This window comes from Chamaesiphon minutus PCC 6605 (assembly GCF_000317145.1).
Taxonomy (GTDB): Bacteria; Cyanobacteriota; Cyanobacteriia; order Cyanobacteriales; family Chamaesiphonaceae; genus Chamaesiphon; species Chamaesiphon minutus.
This window is the reverse complement of sequence record NC_019697.1, coordinates 2,521,572-2,541,901: the sequence shown is the minus strand read 5'-3', so window position 1 is coordinate 2,541,901 and position 20,330 is coordinate 2,521,572. Positions and strand designations below refer to the sequence as shown.

Sequence of the window (20,330 nt, the reverse complement as noted above, 5' to 3'; positions counted from 1 at the left end):
TAAAAAAGGGAATTTAGATCTACGATCGAGTACAAAAAACCTTTTCAGACATTCTCTTCTGTGTATTGGCGTTCGTGTCGATCGAGCATCAGGATATATTCTGGATCTGTCTTGGCTTGTTGCCAGATTTCGTAGAAGATTTTGGCAGATTCCGCTTTAACGGGATCTTCTATATACGGCAGAATTGTTTTAGATTCTTTGGCGTATTTACGTCCCGATTTGTGATTGGCGTAGCGTCGCGATCGAGTGTAACCCATTTGTAAAAACTTCCGTGCCATATCCATCCCTACAAAATCTCCCCGCTCTTTATAATTAAGAAACAGGGTGTAAATTTCGCTGGCAGATTTGCAAGCAATATCTGGTGTTTTAAATCTCCAGTAGGGTAAAATTTCGCTTTTATAAGGCTCTACGAGTAAGACACCTTGCTCGCCTTTACCGACGCGATAAAGTTCGGGATGTTGTCGAAAATCGATCGCTTTAAAATCGAGTGTGTAATCAAATTTTCTCATTTGCTAATGCGATTAGAAACCCGACTTCTCTAAGAAGTCGGGGATCTGTCTGATGCAGTATTTTTAATTAGGGTTCTTGACGAGGACTAGCACCGATGACCGAAATTTTGTGACGATAGATCAGTTCGGCTCCAAACCAGCCAGTGATGCCCAACAAAGAGGCAACGACGATCGAAATAATGATACCTGCGGGGAAGATGGCACCTTCGACATTATCCCAGCGGATGTACCAGTTGACTAATGTCAACGCCAGGGCTGTGACATTACCAACCATGTGAATCCAGCCTGCGCTGTGCTTTTTGACGCGATCGATCCGTAAGAAATCGAGCATTCCAGTTAAAGCTGCTACCAGTCCAGAAATAAAGCCCGCACCGATCAGCCAGATTGCCGCCCGCGCCCAGAAGTTATCGCCAGTAAGCCAATAGCCAACATCGGCTCCGGCTGCACCCGTAAGGAAAGCGATCGGAAATGTCACGATCAGGGGGTGGAGGGGATGTTTGGCGATCGCGACAGTACTGGGTATACCGCTATCGAGAAACTCGCGTTCGTCACTTTCGATAAATGGAGGAACGCTAGGAGTAGGAGTTTGAGTCATAGTAATTGTGGATTTTGGATTTTGGATTTTGGATTGTGTGCTCGGCAACTCTAGTAGTAACTAATAGCTAGTGCAGAGTGAATTAATTGTCATGTGTTTTACTCTTCTGCCTTCTGCCTTCTCTCTACATCGAGGGCATTTTTTCGATTTGACTGTTGGCATGAATTACCAATCTGCCTGCTTGAGCTTCTAGTTGACGCAATTTGAGTGATACACCTGGAATGTTAAAGTTGCGTAAATCTAGTAAAGCGGTAAGTTGCTCGAAAATTACCATGACTAGTTTAAGTGTTAAACCTTCGCCTTCAGCAGCCAGAATTTCTAATGAAATTTGATTTCCATCATCATGAATTAGCGGAATAGCAGTAGCCGACATTTTTTTGACTTCATTTGACTCTCTCATCAAAAAAGTTGCTGCGATCGCAAATTTATTTTCACCAGGCAGAGCTAAATTTGCTTCTTGAATATCGATCGTCACTGGTTGCCCGTCTACATCCATTTTCAAACCATGTAACTTACCGTACATATAATCAGAGCTAAAAGCGCGATTGATATCGGTTTCGGTCAAAACGATGCGGGCTTCAGCATCGGTGGGGTGGGTGAGTTCGATATTACCAAACAGAGCACTAAGCGGATCGATCGATACTTGGTTGGTATTTATTTGAATTGTTTCCATGCGCAGGTCTTGCTTGACAACTAAGCCCTTGCCAGAAATCTCGATCGAATCTACTTTTCCTCGAACGAGATTACCAGGATTGGTACGTAAATCGACATCTATTTCTTCGACTACATCCAACTGACTAGTAATGCCGATTTCTACAACTTTACTTAATGCTTGGTTACCCAAATCGGGGCTATTCGCTCCCATATTTTCTATCTCCACTTGGTTTGCAAAATGATTCGGCGACCATTTTGCCGCGTAAACATAGTGATAACAAATATGCTTATTATTTCAATCTCTCTAAAGAGATACCAGCGATCTCCCTCTTGAGAGAGAAGAAACTTAGGATGGGCCTTGTTAGCATACTGAAGTCTCAATAATCTAACTGCAATGAAACTAAAACCGATCGAACAACAAGTTGTTGCTGTGGTTGGGGCTTCCAGTGGCATCGGTCGCGAAACCGCTCTTCAACTTGCCAAACGTGGAGCCAAACTAGTGGTTTCGGCTCGCAGTGAGTCAGGATTGGCGTCATTAGTCAAGGAAATCGGCCAATTTGGAGCCGAAGCGATCGCGGTTCCTGCCGATGTAGCCGACTATGCCCAAGTCCAGAAGATTGCGGATGCGACTATCGAACGCTTTGGGCGATTGGATACGTGGGTACATGCAGCCGCAACTGCGGTGATTTCGCCATTCGAGCAAGTCACGATGGAAGAATTCAAACGCGTTATTGATGTCAATCTGATGGGGCCAGTCTATGCGGCAAAGGTGGCACTACCCCTGCTCAGACAAACGGGAAGAGGCGCATTTGTAGCTGTATCCTCGGTAGAAGCACGTCGATCGATGCCGCTGCAAACTTCTTATTCTGCCTCCAAACACGGTCTGGAAGGCTTTCTCGATGGGTTGCGGGCCGAACTCAGACACGAGGGCGTGCCGATTAGCATTACCAACGTAATGCCCTCAGTCATTAATACCCCGTTTTATAACAAGGCGCGGACGAAACTGGGTGTCAAACCGACGGGAGTCCCACCTTATTACCAACCCAGCCTGGTTGCTGAAGCAATTCTGCACGTTGCCGAACATCCCACCCGCGACATGATTGTTGGCGATGTCGGACGGGCGGTCGATTTCTTGCAAAAGTTCGCGCCAGATTTAGTCGATACCTTAGTTGGCGCGATCGCAATTCCCGGACAGCGTACCGATACGATTAAAGCCACCGACGACCCCAATAACCTGTTTGAACCGATCGAAGGTTACGACACCGTAACTGGTGATTTCTCCGACAAGATTATTCCCAGTTTCTTGGATTGGTTCGATATCCATCCGGCAGCTAAATGGACTACGGCAGCAGGTTTGGGTGCAGTAGCTCTCATCGCAGCCAATTTGTTGAAAGACATGGAATAAGAGGGAATAGACTTTAGGCTTTAGGTTTTAGGCTTTAGGAACTAGAGATTCGAGCTTAGATTGCGGCATTAATCGTGTAGCTAAAGGCATAGCAAGCTCAAACACATCATGCGCCCTAAGAAATATCTCAACCTAGACACCTAAAACCTAAACTCTAAACCTCTAAACCCCTAAATTCTAGAAGACCTAAAGCCTAAAGCCTAAAACCTAACACCTAATTTATATGGAAATTCAAAAATCTAGCGATAAGTCTACCCCTCCGATTAGTGATACCGAGCGTTGGGGGACGTTAATTACAGGCGGTGCGATGGTGTTGGCGGGTTTGAGCCAGCGATCGTTACGTGGCGCGCTGATGGCGGTTGCGGGTGGCACATTAGCCTATCACGGTGCCACATCAGATAAAAGTTTGCAGGAGAAAGTCACCGAAGCAACTGGGATCGATAAAGGGTTGCGGGTCGAAAAGACAGTGACGATTCAGAATAAATCGATCGAGGAGCTATATCAGTACTGGCATAACTTCGAGAACTTGCCCACATTCATGAAGCACCTCAAATCGGTCACTGTCCTGAATGAAACCCGATCGCACTGGATCGCTAATGCACCCTTGGGGAATAGCGTTGAGTGGGATGCCGATATTATTACCGATACTCCCAATCGGTTAATTAGCTGGGCATCTATCCCCGGTGCAAATGTCGAAAATTCTGGTTTCGTCCGGTTTACCCCCGCACCTCCCGGACGTGGCGTTGAGGTCAAAGTCGTCTTGGAGTATAGCGTACCGGGCGGCGCACTCACAGCAGCGATCGCGTCTGTATTTGGCGAGAATCCCGAACAACAAATCGGTGACGATTTACGCCGTTTCAAGATGCTGATGGAGACTGGCGAACTGGCAATTAGCGAAGGCCAATCTTCAGGACGCGAGAAGTAGATTCGATCGATGGTTTATTGGCGGGAAGTGAAGATCTACCCACCCCGCCCTACGGGCACCCCTCCGAGGAGGGGAGTTTTTCACTAGCCCTGACGTAATTATTATTTTCCAGTCCCCCCCTCCCCCTCTCCCTCTCCCCACACTCCACCCACCACCAAGGACTATTAACGATGAAAGCAGTTTGCTGGCAAGGTACGACCAAAGTACAAGTGGACAACGTTCCAGATCCCAAAATTCTCAACCCTCGCGATGCGATTATTAGAATCACGACGACGGCGATTTGTGGTTCCGATCTGCACTTGTATAACGGCTTCAACCCCACGATGCAAAAAGGGGATATTCTCGGCCATGAATTTATGGGCGAGGTGGTCGAGCTAGGTAGTAAAGTTACTAATGTCAAAATTGGCGATCGAGTAGTAGTGCCGTTTACCATCTCCTGCGGCTCGTGTTTCTTCTGCAATCGGGATTTGTGGTCGTTGTGCGATAACTCCAATCCGAATGCTTGGATGGCCGAAAAAGTCATGGGTCATTCTCCAGCAGGTTTGTTTGGTTACTCGCACCTGTTGGGTGGATATGCTGGCGGTCAAGCAGAATACGCCCGCGTGCCCTTTGCAGACGTAGGTTTATTTAAGATTCCCGACGGATTGAGCGATGAGAAGGTCGTATTTTTCACCGATATCTTCCCTACTGGCTACATGGCAGCCGAAAACTGCAATATTCAGCCAGGGGACACCGTGGCAGTGTGGGGTTGTGGGCCAGTCGGCCAATTTGGGATTCGGAGTGCATTTATGCTCGGTGCCGAACGTGTCATTGCGATCGATCGCGTCCCCGAACGTCTCCAGATGGCCAAGGATGGCGGCGCAGAAGTCCTTAACTATGAAGAGATAGAGGTCGGCGAAGCCCTTAAAGAGATGACAGGCGGACGCGGCCCTGACTCGGTAATGGATGCCGTGGGGATGGAAGCCCACGGCATGGGTTTAGAAGGGTTTTACGATACTGTTATGCAATCAGTCAAGCTGGAAACCGATCGACCCACCGCGCTCCGTCAGGCAATCTTGGCAGTCCGTAAAGGCGGTAGCGTCTCGGTACCTGGTGGTTACACTGGCTTTGTTGACAAAATCCCGATGGGTGCGTTTATGAATAAAGGCTTGACGATGAAATCCGGTCAGACCCACGTTCATAAGTATCTGCAACCATTACTCGATCGCGTTCAGCACGGCGATATCGACCCCTCATTTATCATCACTCACAGTCTGCCACTAGAGCAAGCTCCCCACGCCTACGAAATCTTCAAACATAAGAAGGATAGCTGTATTAAGGTCGTGCTCAAGCCGGGGACGTTGAATTAGGCTTTAGGTTTTAGGCTTTAGGCTTTAGGCTTTAGGCTTTAGGCTTTAGGCTTTAGGCTTTAGGCTTTGGGCTTTAGGTTTTGCGGATGAAATCACGCGGAGGTCTGTCTTGTCTTGACGCACACAACCGGGAGGGAACCTCCCGGTCGATGCGTCGCTGTCTCGCTTCCATGGTCGGGAGACAAAGGCGGGAGCGAGCCGCTCCTCCGCATGTGTTTCACCAAGCAAGGCTTTAGGTAGAAGGTAGAGGGTAAAGGGTAGAAGGTAGAGGCTCGATCGTTTTGGAGCGCAGTTCCAATTTCACCCATTACCCATTACCCATTACCCATTACTCATCCACCCATCTACCCATCCACCCTTATGAACTACCTCGTCGCAGTTTTGCCCGATCGATCGCAAGCTGAAGCTGCTTATTCTGCTTTAGAAAAAGAAGGTTTACCCAATGATGGCATCAATATTTTAGGTGAAGGATATCAAAGTGCCGATGAATTTGGACTTATCGATCCGAATGTAGCAGCTAGTAAAGAAATCAAACGGGAATTATTCTGGCTGGTCGGCTTTGGATTTGTTGCTGGTTTCGCCTTTAATTGGTTGACAGGGATCGAGATTTTCTCCACGTTACCGCCGATTGGCAACCACATTTTGGGTGGGATTTTTGGTGCTGGGGCTGGTGCTTTAGGTGCGTATTTTTCTGGCGGGGTGGCTGGTTTGACGATCGGGAGCGGCGATGCGTTGCCCTATCGCAATCGCCTCAATGCAGGGAAATATCTCGTAATCGTCAAAGGTACGGGCGAACTCATCGATCGAGCGACTCGCGTTCTGCGTCAGTTTGAGCCAGAAAATATTCAGGGATATAGCGAACCGATCGGCACTTAATTTAATTGAGAATTGAGCATTGAGAATTGAGAAATACATCAACCGATCTCTGTCCTTTGAGGGAGAAGTTTTGAGCGCGATCGTAGCTAATCTTAATGTTGTAATAAATCAGATATCACTAAAAAGAGATATCAAAATCTTTCAAAAAAGGAGCTAAATATGCTAGACACAATCGGTGCAGTAATCGTTAAAATTAGTGACTGGTTTAAGAATATCCAAGTGCAGCAGTTTTTATCTGTTGTCGCGATCGGTTTTATCTTATTAACAACTGATGTCGCTCCAGATCGCGCAAGCAAAGCCACGATCGACAAACTCGATCGGATGGTACATCAAGAAGATCCCCAACGTCCTAAAACGACTAAAGAATGGCAAGATCAGGCTCGTGAAGTTAAAGGTAAACCTGGAGAAAGACTCGAACGCATTGGCGAACAATCGGCAGATGCAGTCAAAGAGTTCGGTCAGATGTATCCCGACGTCGCCAAACGCAGCGCAAACGAACTGGAAAAAAATATCGATAATAACTAATCGCTATTAAGTTAAAAATGTACCAGGTTGTGGGTGCTATGCACTATTAACGACTTGGGCATTTTTAATGAGAGTTTTACAGATCTAGCGATCGACTTCTAACTAAAATTCCTGCAATTTTATCAAACTAAAAATAATAGAGATCGATATCGATCGTCGATCGAAGTATTTGGCATTTATAACCGATAGAAAATCAGTACGATTTTCTCGCCCAATCCGAAATCCACTGTCTTGTCTCTCTAAACCGTCGGGAAACCCGACGAGCGAGAGCCGCAATCTACAATCCACAATCCAAATGACCAATTATTCCGCAACCGATGATTCGACTCGACCACTGGCGGTAGTAACGGGGGCCTCTAGTGGCATCGGCTACGAACTTGCCAAACAGTTTGCCAAAAACGGCTTCGATCTCCTCGTCACATCTACTGGCGAGCGCATCGAAGCGGTAGCTGAAGCCTTCGAGCAGCTAGGAGCTAAAGTCGAAACCGTCCAAGCAGATCTAGCTACCTACGATGGCGTCGAAACTCTATATAAACAGATTCAGGCTGCCGGGAAACCCGTCGAGGCGATCGCGATTAATGCTGGCATCGGCGTCGGTGGAGCCTTCATCGAAACCGACCTCCAAGAAGAACTCAACATTATCGAACTCAACATCGCTTCCACCGTCCACCTCGCCAAACGCGTCGTACCCGATATGGTCGCACGTCGCCAAGGACGAGTGCTATTTACATCCTCGATCGCGTCTCAAATGCCAGGGCCATATCAGGCTGTCTACGCTGCCTCCAAATCCTTCGTCCACTCCTTCTCGCAGGCACTCCGCAACGAACTCAAAGATAGCGGCGTTAGCGTTACCGCACTGATGCCCGGAGCTACCGACACCAACTTCTTCGATCGCGCCGGATTGGACGGTACCAAAGTTGGCGAACAAGAGAAAAAGGACGACCCCGCAGAGGTCGCCAGAATGGGCTTCGAGGCACTCATGGATGGTAAGGATAGTGTTTTGGCAGAATCTCTGTTAACTAAGGTTGCAGGCGTCGTCAGCAAGGTCTTACCAGATCCCCTTAAAGCCGAATTGTACAGCAAAATGAGCGAACCAGGTTCGGCTAGTAAATAAGATTACTCGCTTCTAAAATTGCCGCGATCGCCACAAAGGGTAACCTCATATCTTGCCTCAGTGAAGCGCGCCCGCAGTTTTTTCCTGACGGTTTAGCACCTCAGCAACGCGAGCTTTGGCGGTTTCCTTCAGGTTGTTGTGCGTCACCGTTTCGCATCGACGCCGAGCCAGTGTTGTTGAGGGTTTAGAGGGTAGAGAGTAGAGGGCAGGCTTTAGGCTTTAGGCTTTAGGCTTTAGGCTTTAGGCTTTAGGCTTTAGGCTCTAGGTTTAAGGCTTTAGACTTTAGACTTTAGACTTTAGGATTTAGGCTTTAGGCTCTAGGTTTAAGGCTTTAGGATTTAGGCTTTAGGTTTTAGGTTTTAGGCAGAGGATAGAGGGTAGAGGGTAGGGAGAAGACAGAAAAACTAGGCGATCGAAACTAATAGAAAGCCATTAAAAAGCCATTAAAAAGCCATTAAAAAGCTATGTCCAGGGGAGGGTTTCGTGCCCAACCCACCCAACCAAGCACCAGCAAACCCCTACCCCGCAGCCACTAAGTAAGAGCGACCCAGACTACACTAGCACAGACAACCTACATACGCAGGGGAGTTTGAGGGGCGGCGTCCCGCCCCTCAACGGGGGGTCTGGGGGAAGCCTCCCCCAGATCCGGGTTCTCTAACACCAGAAATATTCGCACTCTACAACTTATAGATCGTCAAACCATCAGGGAACCAGACTGAAATCATGCCCCAACTCAAAGCAGTTATTTTTGGCACACCCCTCCACCACACAGACCCAGACTACCCCAACAGCCCAATCTCCGAAACATCCGACATTCAGCGACAAGCATTCAACGAAGCATTTGCAGCCGCTGGACTCGACTGGCACTGGACAGCTCAAACCTACAACGACCTGCTCAAAATTAAAAGCGATCCACAACGAATGCGCGCCTATCGCGACGCCGATCTCGCCCGCATCAACGTTACAGACAGCACGATTGCCGCCCTCCACAAAGCCAAAACCGGACTGTATATGGCCATGCTGGCAGATCTGCACCTCCGTCCGCGTCCCGGCGTAGCCGAAACAATCGAACTGTGCGCTAACAACGGCATTCACCTCGCACTGTGTACCGCGACAACTCTAGAAAATATCGACGGATTACGCACCGCTTTAGCCGATTTACTCCCATTTGACAGATTTGCCACCATCGTCACGATCGAGTCGATCGAGCGCGCCAAACCCGCTCCCGACGCCTATATTTATTGCCTCAAACAGCTCCAAATCGCCGCTAATGAAGCCATCGCCATCGAAGATACACCAGTCGGCATCGCCGCAGCTAAAGCCGCCGGAATTATTACGATCGGTACTCCTGACGCTAGTAATACCGATCGAGATTTTGCTGCTGCCAATTTAATCATCCACGATTTGAATGACATCAGCCTCGATCTATTGATGTCATTACTCGATCGTCAACCTGCACCACTTGGTTTCTCTTAAATCAGCCCAAGTTGCTTTAGGCTTTAGGTTTTAGAGAATATGCGCGACGCAGAGGTTCTTCTAAGACCTAAGACCTAAGAGGATGTCTGAAAAGTCTAATTGCTTCGTTTGCAGTGGGTAAATCCCCCTGTCTTGTCGCACACAAACGGGAGGGAACCTCCCGTTCGATGCGCCGCTAAATCCCCCTTAAAAAGGGGGACTAAGAGTCTGGTTCCCCCCTTTTTAAGGGGGTCTAGGGGGGATTTTCTAGGGTTTAAGCTTAACGGAATTGAGTTTTCAGACATCCTCTAAGACCTAACTTCTCACTGGCAAGGCGGTAGCTTTCCGTGGTACCGTCCAATAATAGATAGTTTGACCGCCGACATTTACGACTTTTTGGGGCTTCCAGTCACCCATATCAAAAGCGTGAGAGACGATCCGCGTTCCAGGCTTGAGTTGGCTGAGCAATTTGGGTCTGAGCTTCAAGTTGATTTCTGGCAACAGATACAGCGTCACGACCGTAGCATTGCTAAAATCTGTTTCAAATAAATTTTGCTGGCGGAACTGAACGCGATCGGTTACTCTAGCTTTGCGAGCATTTTGATTTGCCTCTTTAATCCGCTGAGGGTCGATGTCAATACCGACGCCACGAGTCCCAAATTTTTGGGCGGCGGTTATCACGATCCGACCATCGCCACTACCAAGATCGTAGAGCACATCATTCTTATTGACATTGGCAATTCGGAGCATTTCGTTAACAACAGGTGTCGGCGTGGGGACATAAGGCACATCTTTTTGAACTGGTTGCGCTGGTGAGGGAGAATTGCCATCGGTAGGAGCTGTTTGTGCCACAGCTCGATCGATTTCTGTGGTTGCGATAATTGATGATTGCGTGCAGCCAGTGATGCTCGCTCCGACAATGCAGACTCCGGTAATTAATAGCTCGAACAGATAGGGTCGTTTCACGATCTTTTCCTCGTTATTAGTATTGATGTGTTTATTGAGGGGAAAGGGGTAAAGGCTGATGAAATTATGTCCCTTTACCCTTTCCCCTCTCATTGAATCTGTTGTTGGCGATGCCAGTAGACGAATGGAATGCCCAGTGCCACCACGATGACACCGACGATCGCTCCAGTTCCGGTAAAGACTAAGCTAGAGTAAAGTAAATAGCCACAAGCAGCACAAAATAGGAGCGGTAAAATCGGGTATAGCGGTACCCGAAACGGTCGGATGCGATCGGGATCGCGCACTCGCAGCACCAACAACGACAGGCTGCTAAGCAAAAAGAAAAACCAGAAAATGGGCGCGGTATAATCGACCATCGTTTTAAACCCATCGCGGGTGATGGTGCCGAGTCCGACAAGAGCTAGGGAGATTGCCCCCTGGAGTAAATAGGCGGTAGCAGGCGTATTCGGACGATCTTGCCAGACACCCAAAAATCGGAATACAGCCACATCTTGACCCAGTGCAAAGGTAGTACGCGCGCCCGTAAAAATGGTGGCGTTAATCGAGTCGAGCGTGCAAACTACCACCAACAGGCTAATTAGCACGGCTCCTGGCTCGCCTAGCGCACGCCTGAGCAAATCTGCGGCTACCGCTTGGGACTGTGCCATTCCAGCCAAGCCCAATCCGTTAAGATATGCTAGATTGATGAGCACATATAAAGCGGTAATAATGCCGATCCCCCAGAGGAGCGATCGCACGATGTTACGCTGATAATTCTTAATCTCCGCCGCGATGTAAGCAGCTTCGTTCCAACCACCATAAGACAACAGCACGAACACCATTGCCGATCCCCAAGATTTGGTAGGCTCGCTAGATGCAGGCGCAGTCGTCATTAGAGCTGGAGCTGGAGCTACAGTCAAACCGATGATAATGACAGCCAACAACCCCAAGATCGTGGTAATTGTCAGCCAGTTTTGCAACCGTTTACTGTGCTTGATGCCCAACAGATTGAGAGCCGTGAGCAGCGCGATCGCCAGTGCAGCATAAATCGATGACGAAAAGCTGCCCAATCGCCATAACTGGGAAGCATAATCTCCACATACAAATGCGAGTAGCGCGATCGATCCAGTCTGAATTACACTCATTCGCGCCCACGCAAACAAGATTGCAATTGATTGACCGAAGGCGCGTTTTAAGTAATCGTAACTACCACCAACATAGGGATATGTAGTCGCTAATTCGGCATAACATAATGCTCCGATAATTGAAATTACTCCGCCGAGTATCCAAGCTTGCAAAACGGCACTTTGACTATTGGTGTTGGCAGCAACTATAGCTGGAGTCTCAAAGATTCCGGCACCAATTACTAGCCCGACAATTAACGCGATCGCGTCTGTCAATCTGAGCGAAGGTCTAGGTGCAGCCGTATTAACATCTGCGGTTTCGAGTTGATGAGAGCGATCGATTATACTCACATTTTTACCTTTTTTGCTAAGTTAATAGCGAACTTCGACTTGGAAACGATTCAGCTAGATTCATCACCCCAAATTCTTCGAGAAGTCGGGAACATGACAATTTTAATTGTTGTGGCAAATTGGCAGCGAAATTTATATTTTGCTACCACTCTAATAATTCGCTCTATTTATAAAAAAATAAATGTGCAGGTAATACTCGATCGCTCCATCTACCTACCGGGAGAGCTTTCGAGCTGAGATCCAATCTGAGAGTTAGATCTAAAGAGATCGACATCCCTCAAAATCCGCGTGTTACCCATCATACTCTAAAATCTAAACTAAGGTACTAATCTCGATCGAGCATCATCCAAAAGAGAGAGATGTACGCAACTTGCTACGTCGATCGCCACAACAAGAGCGATGTAAATAGATTGCATAGACTAGCATCTATTTTTCGCAAATATGTCTATACCTCGATCGATAGATGTAATTAGACCAGTATAAATATTTATAATAGCAACAATATCCAGTTAGCAAATCTCCAGCAAAGTAGAACGATCGCAACTGGATTTTTTAACGCTCAATTGCAGTGTCGATCGAAAATTTCTGCTCGTTCTAGATTTTGCTCGCATAATTGGAGACTTTATCGCATGGCAAGTTCGTACCAGGTCAGACTATATAACCAAGCCGAAGGCATCGATAAAACTTTTGAAGTACCAGATGCAACCTCTATCCTCGAAACTGCCGAGGAACAAGGTATGGAATTACCATATTCCTGTCGGCAAGGCATTTGCTCGACATGCACTGTCAAGACGATTCTCCAGGGGAGAGGCTACGCCAACGAAGGTGAAGTAGACCAGTCAGAAGGATCGGCTCTGAGTGAAGAACAAATCGCTCAGGGATACGTATTAATTTGCATCGCTCACCCGCTATCGAATTGTGTATTTGAGACTCACAAAGAGGTAGAAGTACTGAATTAATCTGGCAACAGCCTAGATTCGCGCTCAGAGTCAGCAGATGATTCCGATCGAGTTCGACCGCAAGTTAATTTTAGGAGAAATCGATGATTTCAGTTCGACACCCGATCGCTTTGCTGCTATGTGGGATCGGTCTCATTAGCGTGGGATGCAGCCAAACTCCTGTTGCTAACGAGTCTACCCAAGTCCAAACCCCAGCGGCTACTACCCAATCTCAGCCATTACGCCAGCCCGATGTCGTCTATGTACCCACGCCGCCGGAAGTAGTCGATCGCATGTTAGCGATCGCTAAAGTCAATCGCAATGATGTGTTGTACGACTTGGGTAGTGGCGACGGGCGCATTCCCGTCACCGCTGCCCAAAAATTTGGCATTCGCGCTACTGGCATTGACATTAACCCACAACGCATTAAAGAAGCCAATGCCAATGCCAAACAAGCAGGCGTGAGCGATCGAGTGCGGTTTCTCAACCAAGACTTGTTTCAGAGCAAGTTTAGCGACGCTACGGTGGTCACGCTGTATTTGCTACCCGAACTCAATGTCAAACTCAGACCGCAGTTGCTCAGCCAACTCAAACCCGGTACGCGGATTGTTTCTCACGATTTTGGGATGGGTGAATGGAAGCCAGAACAGACCGCACAAGTGCAAGTCAACGGACGGACGCATAATATTTACTTCTGGACTGTGCCTGCAAAACCGCCTACCAGTATACTCTCAACGGTGGTTGCAGATGGCAGTGCTGGCGATCGGATTGCAAATTAATCACTCTACATAGTAGCTCAAACAATGGAAAATTCAAATCGGATCGTTCTCGTTATGGGAGCAACGGGCAATCCAGACGGTGACGAACGAAGCTGACAATCACGCACATAACCACCATATCCAAATTAAAGAATCAACCCAATGGCAAACGCAACCGAAAACCAGACTCAATCCATCGAAAAAATCCGCGACCTCATTAAAGACATCGACTTGTGTATGTTGACGACCCTAGATGACGATGGCTGCCTGCGGAGCCGTCCGATGTCTGTCAATGGCCAAGTCGAAGCAAATGGCGACCTGTGGTTTTTTACCTACGGTAGTTCCCATAAAGTGACCGAAGTCGATCGCAATAATCATGTCAATGTCAGCTTCTCAGCTCCCGATAAGCAGTGCTATGTCTCGCTGTGCGGCACCGCCGAACTGGTAACAGATCGCGCCAAAATTCAAGAACTCTGGAAGCCAGAACTCAAAGCCTGGTTTCCCAAAGAACTCGACGAACCCGATATCGCCCTGCTCAAAATCACCACCACCAAAGGCGAGTATTGGGATTCTCCCGCAACTTGGTTGGCCAAAGCCGTCGGGTTCGTCCAAGCCACTACCACTGGCGAGCGCGAAAATATGACGGAAAATGTCAAAGTCGATTTGCAATAGCCCAGTTTATCGATCGCCAAGTTGCTAGTTAAATTGCTCTGGTGTGGATGGGGTCGTGGGTAAAGGTTTTAAACCCGATCGATATATCCAACCCCAACCAAATCAGTTTTTTCCTTACCCATTACCCATTACCCCTCACATATGACTAACGTTGCTACGACCAAAAACCAATTTGCCATGCAAGATCCGCTCGAGCAGTACCCGCAGCCAGAGTTTGACAAACAGCCTCAGTCAGAGCCAGGATTAGCGCAGGAAATGTCGCCAAAGCCAGACCATGGTGAAGAAAGTTATCAAGGCTTTGGCCGTTTAGCTGGACGCAAAGCACTAATCACTGGAGCCGATTCGGGGATTGGACGTGCCACCGCGATCGCCTTTGCTCGCGAAGGGGCAGATATCGTGCTCAACTACTTAGAAAGCGAAGAAAAAGATGCTCAAGAAGTAGTCGAACTAATCGAAGCTGCCGGACAGAAAGCCGTGACGCTACCTGGCGATATCAGCGAGGAAAGCTTTTGCAAAACGTTGGTAGAGCAAGGACATAAAGCTCTGGGCGGACTCGATATCCTGGTGAATGTCGCCGGGAAACAGCAGGCTGTCGAAGACATTGAAGACCTGACGACAGAGCAGTTCGACCAGACCTTTAAGACAAATGTTTATGCTTTGTTCTGGATCTGCAAAGCAGCAGTGCCCCTGTTGCCGCCTGGAGCCACAATTATCAACACGTCATCCATTCAGGCATATCAGCCTTCACCAAACTTGCTCGATTACGCATCCACCAAGTCTACTATTGTTGCTTTTACCAAGTCGCTGGCCAAGCAGGTAGCAGCTAAAGGTATCCGCGCCAATGTAGTGGCACCAGGGCCAGTTTGGACGCCTCTACAAATCAGCGGTGGTCAACCAACGGAAAAAATTCCTAACCTCGGCGCGAAACTGCCACTAAAACGACCGGGGCAACCTGCCGAGCTAGCTCCGATTTACGTGCTCTTGGCTTCGCAAGAGTCCAGTTATGTGACTGGCGAGGTGTACGGGGTCACTGGCGGAAATCCTCTTCCGTAGGACATTCTGGTATAGAAATGGCTCTTTAGGGGCGGGTACTTGTCTTGTCTCGCTGCTTGGTTGCGCTTCCATGGTCGGGAAACCCGACCGGAGCGCATCCGCATAATCCGGGAGGAAGCGATGCAATGTGGGCGGGTTTCCCGCCCATACAATTGCATCAAGACAACCTCCCGGCTGCGAGCCGCTGACGCACACTACTTGGAAGGATCGCTGCGTCGCTAGTGCGTTTTCACGATCGGGTTTTCCGACCAGAACGCATCCGCTTTTTGCTAACCGAATCTCGATCGTACCGTTCGATCTCAAACAAACCCGCCCTTCCGGCTAATTTCTGCTGCTATTTAGAGCGATCGATATTCTGTGGAATCTTTTTAATTGCGCTACAAGGAAAATCGATCGACAATTAAAACTGAAGCAGCGATGAGGGGTGTTGCTGATTCGAGGGATGATTCTCGATCGCCATAAGCAGATCGCGTCTGTTTCCCCGCTCCCCCTTTCAAAACATCTCATACACGATCTAAATACTCGACAGCTTAATGATGCAAAAATTTCCTATTGCGATCGTGGGAGCTGGATTTGGTGGATTGCAAGCCGCTCAGTCATTGGCGCATTGTGGGAAAGAGATCCTGCTCATCGATCGAGTTAATTATCACACCTTCGTGCCTTTGCTGTATCAAGTTGCGACCGCCCAACTAGAACCAGAGCAGATCGTTTATCCCGTTCGCACGATTCTTCGCCGTTCTCGTCGATGTCATTTTCTAATGGCTGAAGTCGAAAAAATTGACCTATCCGCGCGAATTATTACAACCGATCGCATCGAAATTAACTACGATTTTTTGGTATTAGCAACAGGTAGTAAGTCGCAATATTTAGGCGTTCCTGGCGCGAAGGAATATGCTTTTTCAGTTAACTCTTTGCCAGATGCAGTTGCCCTGCGCGATCGACTTCTGGAATGTTTGGAAGCTGCCAGTATCGAAGCCGATCCCCTGCGCCGCGAACAGTTGCTCACATTTGTTATTATCGGCGGCGGTGCCACTGGAACGGAAGTATCTGGGGCTTTGGTCGAACTATTCCGCAGTCGCATTCGACATGAATATCCAACTTTAAATTTGCACCATGTCAAACTAATTTTGGTACAATCTGGCGATCGATTACTCAGCGAACTATCACCAAAATTAGGAATTTACACTCAAAAATATCTGCATAAATTAGGAGTAGACATACGGTTCTCAACTCAAGTCGCTCGCATTACCACAGAAGCAGTTTATCTCCACGATCGTCAAATTATTCCCACCAAAACAGCAATTTGGACGGCAGGCGTCGAAGCAACGATGCCCGAATTATCCGAAGATTGGTCGAGAGGCCAAAAAAATAAATTGCGCGTGCGTCCGACTTTACAATCGATCGAGTACGATAATGTGTATGCCATTGGCGATGTTGCTTATATCGATCGAGATGGTAAAGGTTCGAGCGGCGTGGCACCAGAAGCACTCCAACAAGGTGTCACCGTCGCTCGCAATATTACCAGTCAACTACAAAATCGCCAAACCCAACCATTTCGTTATTTTAATAAAGGCAGATTGGCAATTATTGGGTGTCGATCGGGGGTTGGCGATATTCAAGGCTGGACTTTTACGGGATTGCTTGCTTGGTTAATCTGGCTGGGCGTTCATCTGGTTTATTTACCAGGATTTCGCAATCGTTTGTTGGTTTTATTAACTTGGTTGCAAACTTATTTAGGCAACGATCGCGTTGTTCGATCGATCTTGCCACTGCAACCTCGAACGGATTTTCAGCATAAATCTATTTTAAAACAGAAATTACCTGTAGGCGCGACTGGAAACAATGCAGATTTTTCTTAATTAATTGGAGGATCTAAATATGCACGATACTAGAACCGATATTAGTCTCAAACCACGAGATTTAGCCGTCGCACATTTACTACTGAGATTGCTGATTGGTGTCAATTTCTTCAATCATGGCTTCACCAGAATCGGCAATATTCCCGGTTTCGTCGAAGAGACAGTCAAAACTTTGCAAGGGTCTTATTTTCCCGAACCGCTGGTGCGCCTCAATGCCTATCTCGTGCCGATTATCGAACTCGTAGTCGGGATTTTAATTATTTTAGGATTGTCAACTCGGATCGCTTTAATTGTCACATCTGCTTTAATGATAATGCTGATGATGGGAGTTACATCGGTTCAAAAATGGGAAATCGCCACCAGTCAACTTATCTATGGCATCGTACTGTTTGCGCTCCTGGCTACTTGTCGATTCAATTGGTTTTCGATCGATAATTGGCTTGGGCGCAAACACAGACGGGACACTGTATCCGAGCGTTCGGACGAAGTGCTAAGTTACCGAGATCGATCGTAGGTCTGGCACTTTAATCTTGCCAAGCACCAGGGAAGATCGGCCAGTTATTAATAATTTAAGTGGATTTTACGGAAGCTGGCTACAAGTTAACTCTCCTAAAAAATATGTTGCTGGCAACGACATATTTGAAGTATGCAAAATATCGCTAAAGTTACTCTTTGAACGTTCGCATTCTTCAATAAATTTTTGCACCCAGAGCCGTAGACCCTGAATATCTGCATCTGTCAATTTCCGTTCTAATAGATCTCGATCGCAACCGATTTTGCCAAAGTGATCGACTGAAAAATAGCGGATTGAGGGATATTTATCGATAATTAGAGCGCGTGATTTTTGCCAGTAATTGCCTTGGGCTAGCTTACCAAAATGGTTATTACTAATAGCAACGATCTCTTGTAAGATGACCAGGATTGTTTCTCCAGTAAAGCTCGGTAAGTCGATCGGTCGCTCTACTGTCTTAAGAATTTGATTCAACCGAGCGTACTCTTTAACTGAGATCGCGGTAATATTATTATTTTTTAGAGTTTGCCAAAAGGAATCAGTAACTACTTCTTGTTTGCACAGCAGTACGATCTGTAAACTATCCTGAATTTTGTGCAGTTCTGCGCCGATCTCAAAGTAATTGAATTTATCAAACATTCCTAAAATCACTAATTGAGGTGGCTCTTGAGTAATTACTTCTAGCAGTTCTCGGTAATTATTAATAGTCTTAATTAAATCCTGAAACTCATTGTCTATATTAGATCTAACTTTAGCTATCTCTGCTGGACTTGATTCTACTAATAGCACTGGAGTTTTTGACATACATATTTGGCGATCTTATTAGATCGATCGATTATTAATTAATAGCTACTTAACCTTAATGTTTGGCAACCAAACAATTAGAGGATGTTTGAAAAGCATAAATTAATGCACAGATCCTCTGCTCCGAGCGATTAGAGCATAAATGCCACCACTCTCGATCGTGGAAATGAGACAAGACAAGGCAACAGCCAGGGGATGGGGGCAGAGCGGGCCTCAGATCGGCAACGCTCATAGTCGCAGTCCGCTCTATAGTTACTCTAGATATAATCTATTATATTGCTATTCTCAATGTACCCTATTCAGTTTGGATTAGTTGTTATTTGTAAACAAAATAATAAATAATATTGTGGCAATCGATCGGCAGAAATACTGGCTTGTGATATAGATTACAAATTTCGATCTACTTCACAACGATCGAATCGATAAATCATTGACACTAATCTAAGTTTGATGTATATAATGCTATTTTGCTGGATCTGTTGATAACAATATTAAAAAATTAATCTCGATGCTGTGAAATTCGACATATCAAATAAAACCAATATTTTCAGTTAGATCTAATTATTTGTACCCCTAATATAAACTTATATTTAAACAAACTTAATATCATTCAAATCTTCATTTTTGATTCGATTACCCATTATCAAACGACTATGGCGTTGAAACATAATAACTGTAAAAACCTGCAAAATGGGGTTATAAACTTTACTCTGAGCTAATTCCAAAATCTGGTATTAACGATTTCTATATCCATGTTCGCGAGCGGATTTCCTCTAGTTAACTAGGTTTGCAGGTCTAAAGCCGTCCTATCTGTCTGAGGTCGGATCGTATGGCACAACCTTTTCTATTTCGTCTGGATCGTTGCGAGCCGTTACGATATGAACGGGTTCTGTATCGCTGAGATTGCGCGGTTGATGGGGAACTCCAGGCAGCGTAAATACAAAATCTCCGGCTTCGCAAACTTGAGATTGCTTCAGTCCCTTGCCATAACAGACCTCGACCCGACCCTTGAGTAGATAGAGGACAGTTCATGTTCTGGTTGAAAATGGGGCTTGGCAATGGCACCAGGCGGCATAATGACCAGTTCCATTGCTATTCCCTTGGCACCTGCTGTATTAGCCGAAAGTCCGACAAAATAGGATAATCGTCGATCGGTCAGCAGGCGTGGATCGGGGCGAACGACAATTAACTCGGTAGCCGTTCGATCGATCGCGGTTCATCGATTGGGGGAATTGAATTATGTATTTTCCATCATAATAGACCATCCTTCAAAATTAGTTAAACCCCATCTTTTGCGGCACGAACTCAGCCTAAAAACCATCGGCAATGCAGTTTCCGCTCAATCGATTGCCATTGTGCCAGTAAGCGAGGATTTTTGGGTTTTCGATCGATTCTCGACGGGAGCGGCTTTGCCAACGAACTAACAGAACTCGATCGTGCTTTTTTTTGCTCTTCAATTGTGAGTTTCATGGTGATTTTTTGTCGATAGATAGTGAATGAATGCGATTAAAGCCACTGTATTAACCGAGATTGCCACCGCCAATTAATCGAACGGTGCCGTCGATTTCGCAAGGCGAACGCTACGCGAACGAGTTGAGATTTTTGAGAGTTACGATCCGAAGTATTTCCGCGATCGCTAAGAGTTAAATTCGCATCATCTGGTTTTAGTTCGGTAACTATTGGCCGACGAGGCGTGTGGGTAAAAACGATCCCGCGAATACCGATCTTGGGTAGATCGATTCTCCCGATGGAGCGACCCAAATCACGCGGAGGTTCCCGACCCATTGGTTTGGGTCAAGACAGAGGCTACGCGCCAACGAATCAAAATGAAGTTGGATGCGATCGAGAATGTTGGTGAGTTTGATGAATGAGCTGGCTTTCATGACTGAGATACCTCTCAAAGTGTTT

The 20,330-nt window shown here is 46.9% G+C and carries 22 protein-coding genes; 13 read left to right on the top strand and 9 right to left on the bottom strand.

Going from position 1 to position 20,330, the window contains the following annotated elements:
• Positions 1-44 precede the first annotated feature (44 nt).
• The 3 genes from CHA6605_RS11775 to CHA6605_RS11765 all read right to left on the bottom strand — a co-directional run bounded on the left by CHA6605_RS11775 (position 45) and on the right by CHA6605_RS11765 (position 1,969).
• Positions 45-509 carry a DUF4385 domain-containing protein gene (locus tag CHA6605_RS11775; RefSeq protein WP_015159664.1) on the bottom strand — a complete coding sequence of 155 codons (465 nt, stop codon included), beginning with the start codon at positions 507-509 and terminating at the stop codon, positions 45-47.
• A 67-nt stretch (positions 510-576) separates the two neighbouring features.
• Positions 577-1,104, bottom strand: coding sequence for a DUF2231 domain-containing protein (locus tag CHA6605_RS11770; RefSeq protein WP_015159663.1), 528 nt, complete (start codon positions 1,102-1,104; stop codon positions 577-579).
• A gap of 124 nt (positions 1,105-1,228) precedes the next feature.
• Positions 1,229-1,969 (bottom strand): LmeA family phospholipid-binding protein, encoded by a 741-nt coding sequence (locus CHA6605_RS11765; RefSeq protein ID WP_015159662.1) that lies wholly within the window; start codon positions 1,967-1,969, stop codon positions 1,229-1,231.
• A 183-nt stretch (positions 1,970-2,152) separates the two neighbouring features.
• Here CHA6605_RS11765 and CHA6605_RS11760 point away from each other — a divergent pair, with 183 nt between their 5' ends.
• The 7 genes from CHA6605_RS11760 (at position 2,153) to CHA6605_RS11730 (ending at position 9,428) form a co-directional block, all read left to right on the top strand.
• Positions 2,153-3,163, top strand: a complete 1,011-nt coding sequence (locus CHA6605_RS11760; RefSeq protein ID WP_015159661.1) for an SDR family oxidoreductase — start codon at positions 2,153-2,155, stop codon at positions 3,161-3,163.
• 223 nt (positions 3,164-3,386) lie between these two features.
• Complete coding sequence (locus CHA6605_RS11755; RefSeq protein WP_015159660.1) at positions 3,387-4,088, top strand: SRPBCC family protein; 702 nt, start codon at positions 3,387-3,389, stop codon at positions 4,086-4,088.
• A gap of 170 nt (positions 4,089-4,258) precedes the next feature.
• A complete protein-coding gene (locus CHA6605_RS11750) occupies positions 4,259-5,437 on the top strand; it encodes a zinc-dependent alcohol dehydrogenase (RefSeq protein WP_015159659.1) in 1,179 nt (392 codons plus the stop codon).
• A gap of 360 nt (positions 5,438-5,797) precedes the next feature.
• Positions 5,798-6,313, top strand: coding sequence for a hypothetical protein (locus CHA6605_RS11745; RefSeq protein ID WP_015159658.1), 516 nt, complete (start codon positions 5,798-5,800; stop codon positions 6,311-6,313).
• 159 nt (positions 6,314-6,472) lie between these two features.
• Complete coding sequence (locus tag CHA6605_RS11740) at positions 6,473-6,838, top strand: hypothetical protein (RefSeq protein ID WP_015159657.1); 366 nt, start codon at positions 6,473-6,475, stop codon at positions 6,836-6,838.
• A 295-nt stretch (positions 6,839-7,133) separates the two neighbouring features.
• On the top strand, positions 7,134-7,952 hold the full coding sequence (locus CHA6605_RS11735) for an SDR family NAD(P)-dependent oxidoreductase (RefSeq protein WP_015159656.1): 819 nt from the start codon (positions 7,134-7,136) through the stop codon (positions 7,950-7,952).
• 723 nt (positions 7,953-8,675) lie between these two features.
• The gene (locus CHA6605_RS11730; RefSeq protein ID WP_015159655.1) at positions 8,676-9,428 is read left to right on the top strand and encodes an HAD-IA family hydrolase; all 753 of its coding nucleotides are present in this window, start codon (positions 8,676-8,678) and stop codon (positions 9,426-9,428) included.
• Between the two features lie 294 nt (positions 9,429-9,722).
• Here the strand turns inward: CHA6605_RS11730 and CHA6605_RS11725 are convergent, their stop codons facing one another.
• Together CHA6605_RS11725 and CHA6605_RS11720 are read right to left on the bottom strand one after the other, a co-directional pair.
• Positions 9,723-10,373: an SAM-dependent methyltransferase gene (locus CHA6605_RS11725; protein WP_041549186.1), complete on the bottom strand. Its 651-nt coding sequence runs from the start codon at positions 10,371-10,373 to the stop codon at positions 9,723-9,725.
• Between the two features lie 89 nt (positions 10,374-10,462).
• Positions 10,463-11,827, bottom strand: a complete 1,365-nt coding sequence (locus CHA6605_RS11720; protein ID WP_015159653.1) for an APC family permease — start codon at positions 11,825-11,827, stop codon at positions 10,463-10,465.
• A gap of 629 nt (positions 11,828-12,456) precedes the next feature.
• On the opposite strand from CHA6605_RS11720, the gene CHA6605_RS11710 reads away from it, so the two are divergent.
• The 6 genes from CHA6605_RS11710 (at position 12,457) to CHA6605_RS11685 (ending at position 17,621) form a co-directional block, all read left to right on the top strand.
• Positions 12,457-12,786, top strand: coding sequence for a 2Fe-2S iron-sulfur cluster-binding protein (locus CHA6605_RS11710; RefSeq protein WP_015159652.1), 330 nt, complete (start codon positions 12,457-12,459; stop codon positions 12,784-12,786).
• Between the two features lie 83 nt (positions 12,787-12,869).
• A complete protein-coding gene (locus CHA6605_RS11705) occupies positions 12,870-13,544 on the top strand; it encodes an SAM-dependent methyltransferase (RefSeq protein ID WP_015159651.1) in 675 nt (224 codons plus the stop codon).
• Positions 13,545-13,685: 141 nt separating this feature from the next.
• On the top strand, positions 13,686-14,195 hold the full coding sequence (locus CHA6605_RS11700; RefSeq protein ID WP_015159650.1) for a pyridoxamine 5'-phosphate oxidase family protein: 510 nt from the start codon (positions 13,686-13,688) through the stop codon (positions 14,193-14,195).
• A 141-nt stretch (positions 14,196-14,336) separates the two neighbouring features.
• Positions 14,337-15,248 (top strand): SDR family oxidoreductase, encoded by a 912-nt coding sequence (locus CHA6605_RS11695; RefSeq protein ID WP_015159649.1) that lies wholly within the window; start codon positions 14,337-14,339, stop codon positions 15,246-15,248.
• A gap of 533 nt (positions 15,249-15,781) precedes the next feature.
• The gene (locus CHA6605_RS11690) at positions 15,782-17,107 is read left to right on the top strand and encodes an NAD(P)/FAD-dependent oxidoreductase (protein ID WP_015159648.1); all 1,326 of its coding nucleotides are present in this window, start codon (positions 15,782-15,784) and stop codon (positions 17,105-17,107) included.
• A 19-nt stretch (positions 17,108-17,126) separates the two neighbouring features.
• Positions 17,127-17,621 (top strand): DoxX family protein, encoded by a 495-nt coding sequence (locus CHA6605_RS11685; protein ID WP_015159647.1) that lies wholly within the window; start codon positions 17,127-17,129, stop codon positions 17,619-17,621.
• 66 nt (positions 17,622-17,687) lie between these two features.
• On the opposite strand, the gene CHA6605_RS11680 is transcribed toward CHA6605_RS11685, so the two are convergent.
• The 4 genes from CHA6605_RS11680 to CHA6605_RS34070 all read right to left on the bottom strand — a co-directional run bounded on the left by CHA6605_RS11680 (position 17,688) and on the right by CHA6605_RS34070 (position 20,305).
• On the bottom strand, positions 17,688-18,422 hold the full coding sequence (locus CHA6605_RS11680) for a hypothetical protein (RefSeq protein ID WP_015159646.1): 735 nt from the start codon (positions 18,420-18,422) through the stop codon (positions 17,688-17,690).
• 806 nt (positions 18,423-19,228) lie between these two features.
• Entirely contained in the window at positions 19,229-19,399 is a 171-nt protein-coding gene (locus CHA6605_RS37260; protein WP_315874945.1) for a cupin domain-containing protein, read from the bottom strand.
• 333 nt (positions 19,400-19,732) lie between these two features.
• Complete coding sequence (locus CHA6605_RS34075) at positions 19,733-19,879, bottom strand: hypothetical protein (RefSeq protein ID WP_157259969.1); 147 nt, start codon at positions 19,877-19,879, stop codon at positions 19,733-19,735.
• A gap of 219 nt (positions 19,880-20,098) precedes the next feature.
• Entirely contained in the window at positions 20,099-20,305 is a 207-nt protein-coding gene (locus CHA6605_RS34070; RefSeq protein WP_015159645.1) for a hypothetical protein, read from the bottom strand.
• Positions 20,306-20,330 lie beyond the last annotated feature (25 nt).

Coding starts and splice junctions, on each gene's coding strand:
- CHA6605_RS11775 (WP_015159664.1), bottom strand. CDS start 509: ATGAGAAAATTTGATTACACACTCGATTTTAAAGCGATCGATTTTCGA.
- CHA6605_RS11770 (WP_015159663.1), bottom strand. CDS start 1,104: ATGACTCAAACTCCTACTCCTAGCGTTCCTCCATTTATCGAAAGTGAC.
- CHA6605_RS11765 (WP_015159662.1), bottom strand. CDS start 1,969: ATGGGAGCGAATAGCCCCGATTTGGGTAACCAAGCATTAAGTAAAGTT.
- CHA6605_RS11760 (WP_015159661.1), top strand. CDS start 2,153: ATGAAACTAAAACCGATCGAACAACAAGTTGTTGCTGTGGTTGGGGCT.
- CHA6605_RS11755 (WP_015159660.1), top strand. CDS start 3,387: ATGGAAATTCAAAAATCTAGCGATAAGTCTACCCCTCCGATTAGTGAT.
- CHA6605_RS11750 (WP_015159659.1), top strand. CDS start 4,259: ATGAAAGCAGTTTGCTGGCAAGGTACGACCAAAGTACAAGTGGACAAC.
- CHA6605_RS11745 (WP_015159658.1), top strand. CDS start 5,798: ATGAACTACCTCGTCGCAGTTTTGCCCGATCGATCGCAAGCTGAAGCT.
- CHA6605_RS11740 (WP_015159657.1), top strand. CDS start 6,473: ATGCTAGACACAATCGGTGCAGTAATCGTTAAAATTAGTGACTGGTTT.
- CHA6605_RS11735 (WP_015159656.1), top strand. CDS start 7,134: ATGACCAATTATTCCGCAACCGATGATTCGACTCGACCACTGGCGGTA.
- CHA6605_RS11730 (WP_015159655.1), top strand. CDS start 8,676: ATGCCCCAACTCAAAGCAGTTATTTTTGGCACACCCCTCCACCACACA.
- CHA6605_RS11710 (WP_015159652.1), top strand. CDS start 12,457: ATGGCAAGTTCGTACCAGGTCAGACTATATAACCAAGCCGAAGGCATC.
- CHA6605_RS11705 (WP_015159651.1), top strand. CDS start 12,870: ATGATTTCAGTTCGACACCCGATCGCTTTGCTGCTATGTGGGATCGGT.
- CHA6605_RS11700 (WP_015159650.1), top strand. CDS start 13,686: ATGGCAAACGCAACCGAAAACCAGACTCAATCCATCGAAAAAATCCGC.
- CHA6605_RS11695 (WP_015159649.1), top strand. CDS start 14,337: ATGACTAACGTTGCTACGACCAAAAACCAATTTGCCATGCAAGATCCG.
- CHA6605_RS11690 (WP_015159648.1), top strand. CDS start 15,782: ATGATGCAAAAATTTCCTATTGCGATCGTGGGAGCTGGATTTGGTGGA.
- CHA6605_RS11685 (WP_015159647.1), top strand. CDS start 17,127: ATGCACGATACTAGAACCGATATTAGTCTCAAACCACGAGATTTAGCC.
- CHA6605_RS11680 (WP_015159646.1), bottom strand. CDS start 18,422: ATGTCAAAAACTCCAGTGCTATTAGTAGAATCAAGTCCAGCAGAGATA.
- CHA6605_RS34070 (WP_015159645.1), bottom strand. CDS start 20,305: ATGAAAGCCAGCTCATTCATCAAACTCACCAACATTCTCGATCGCATC.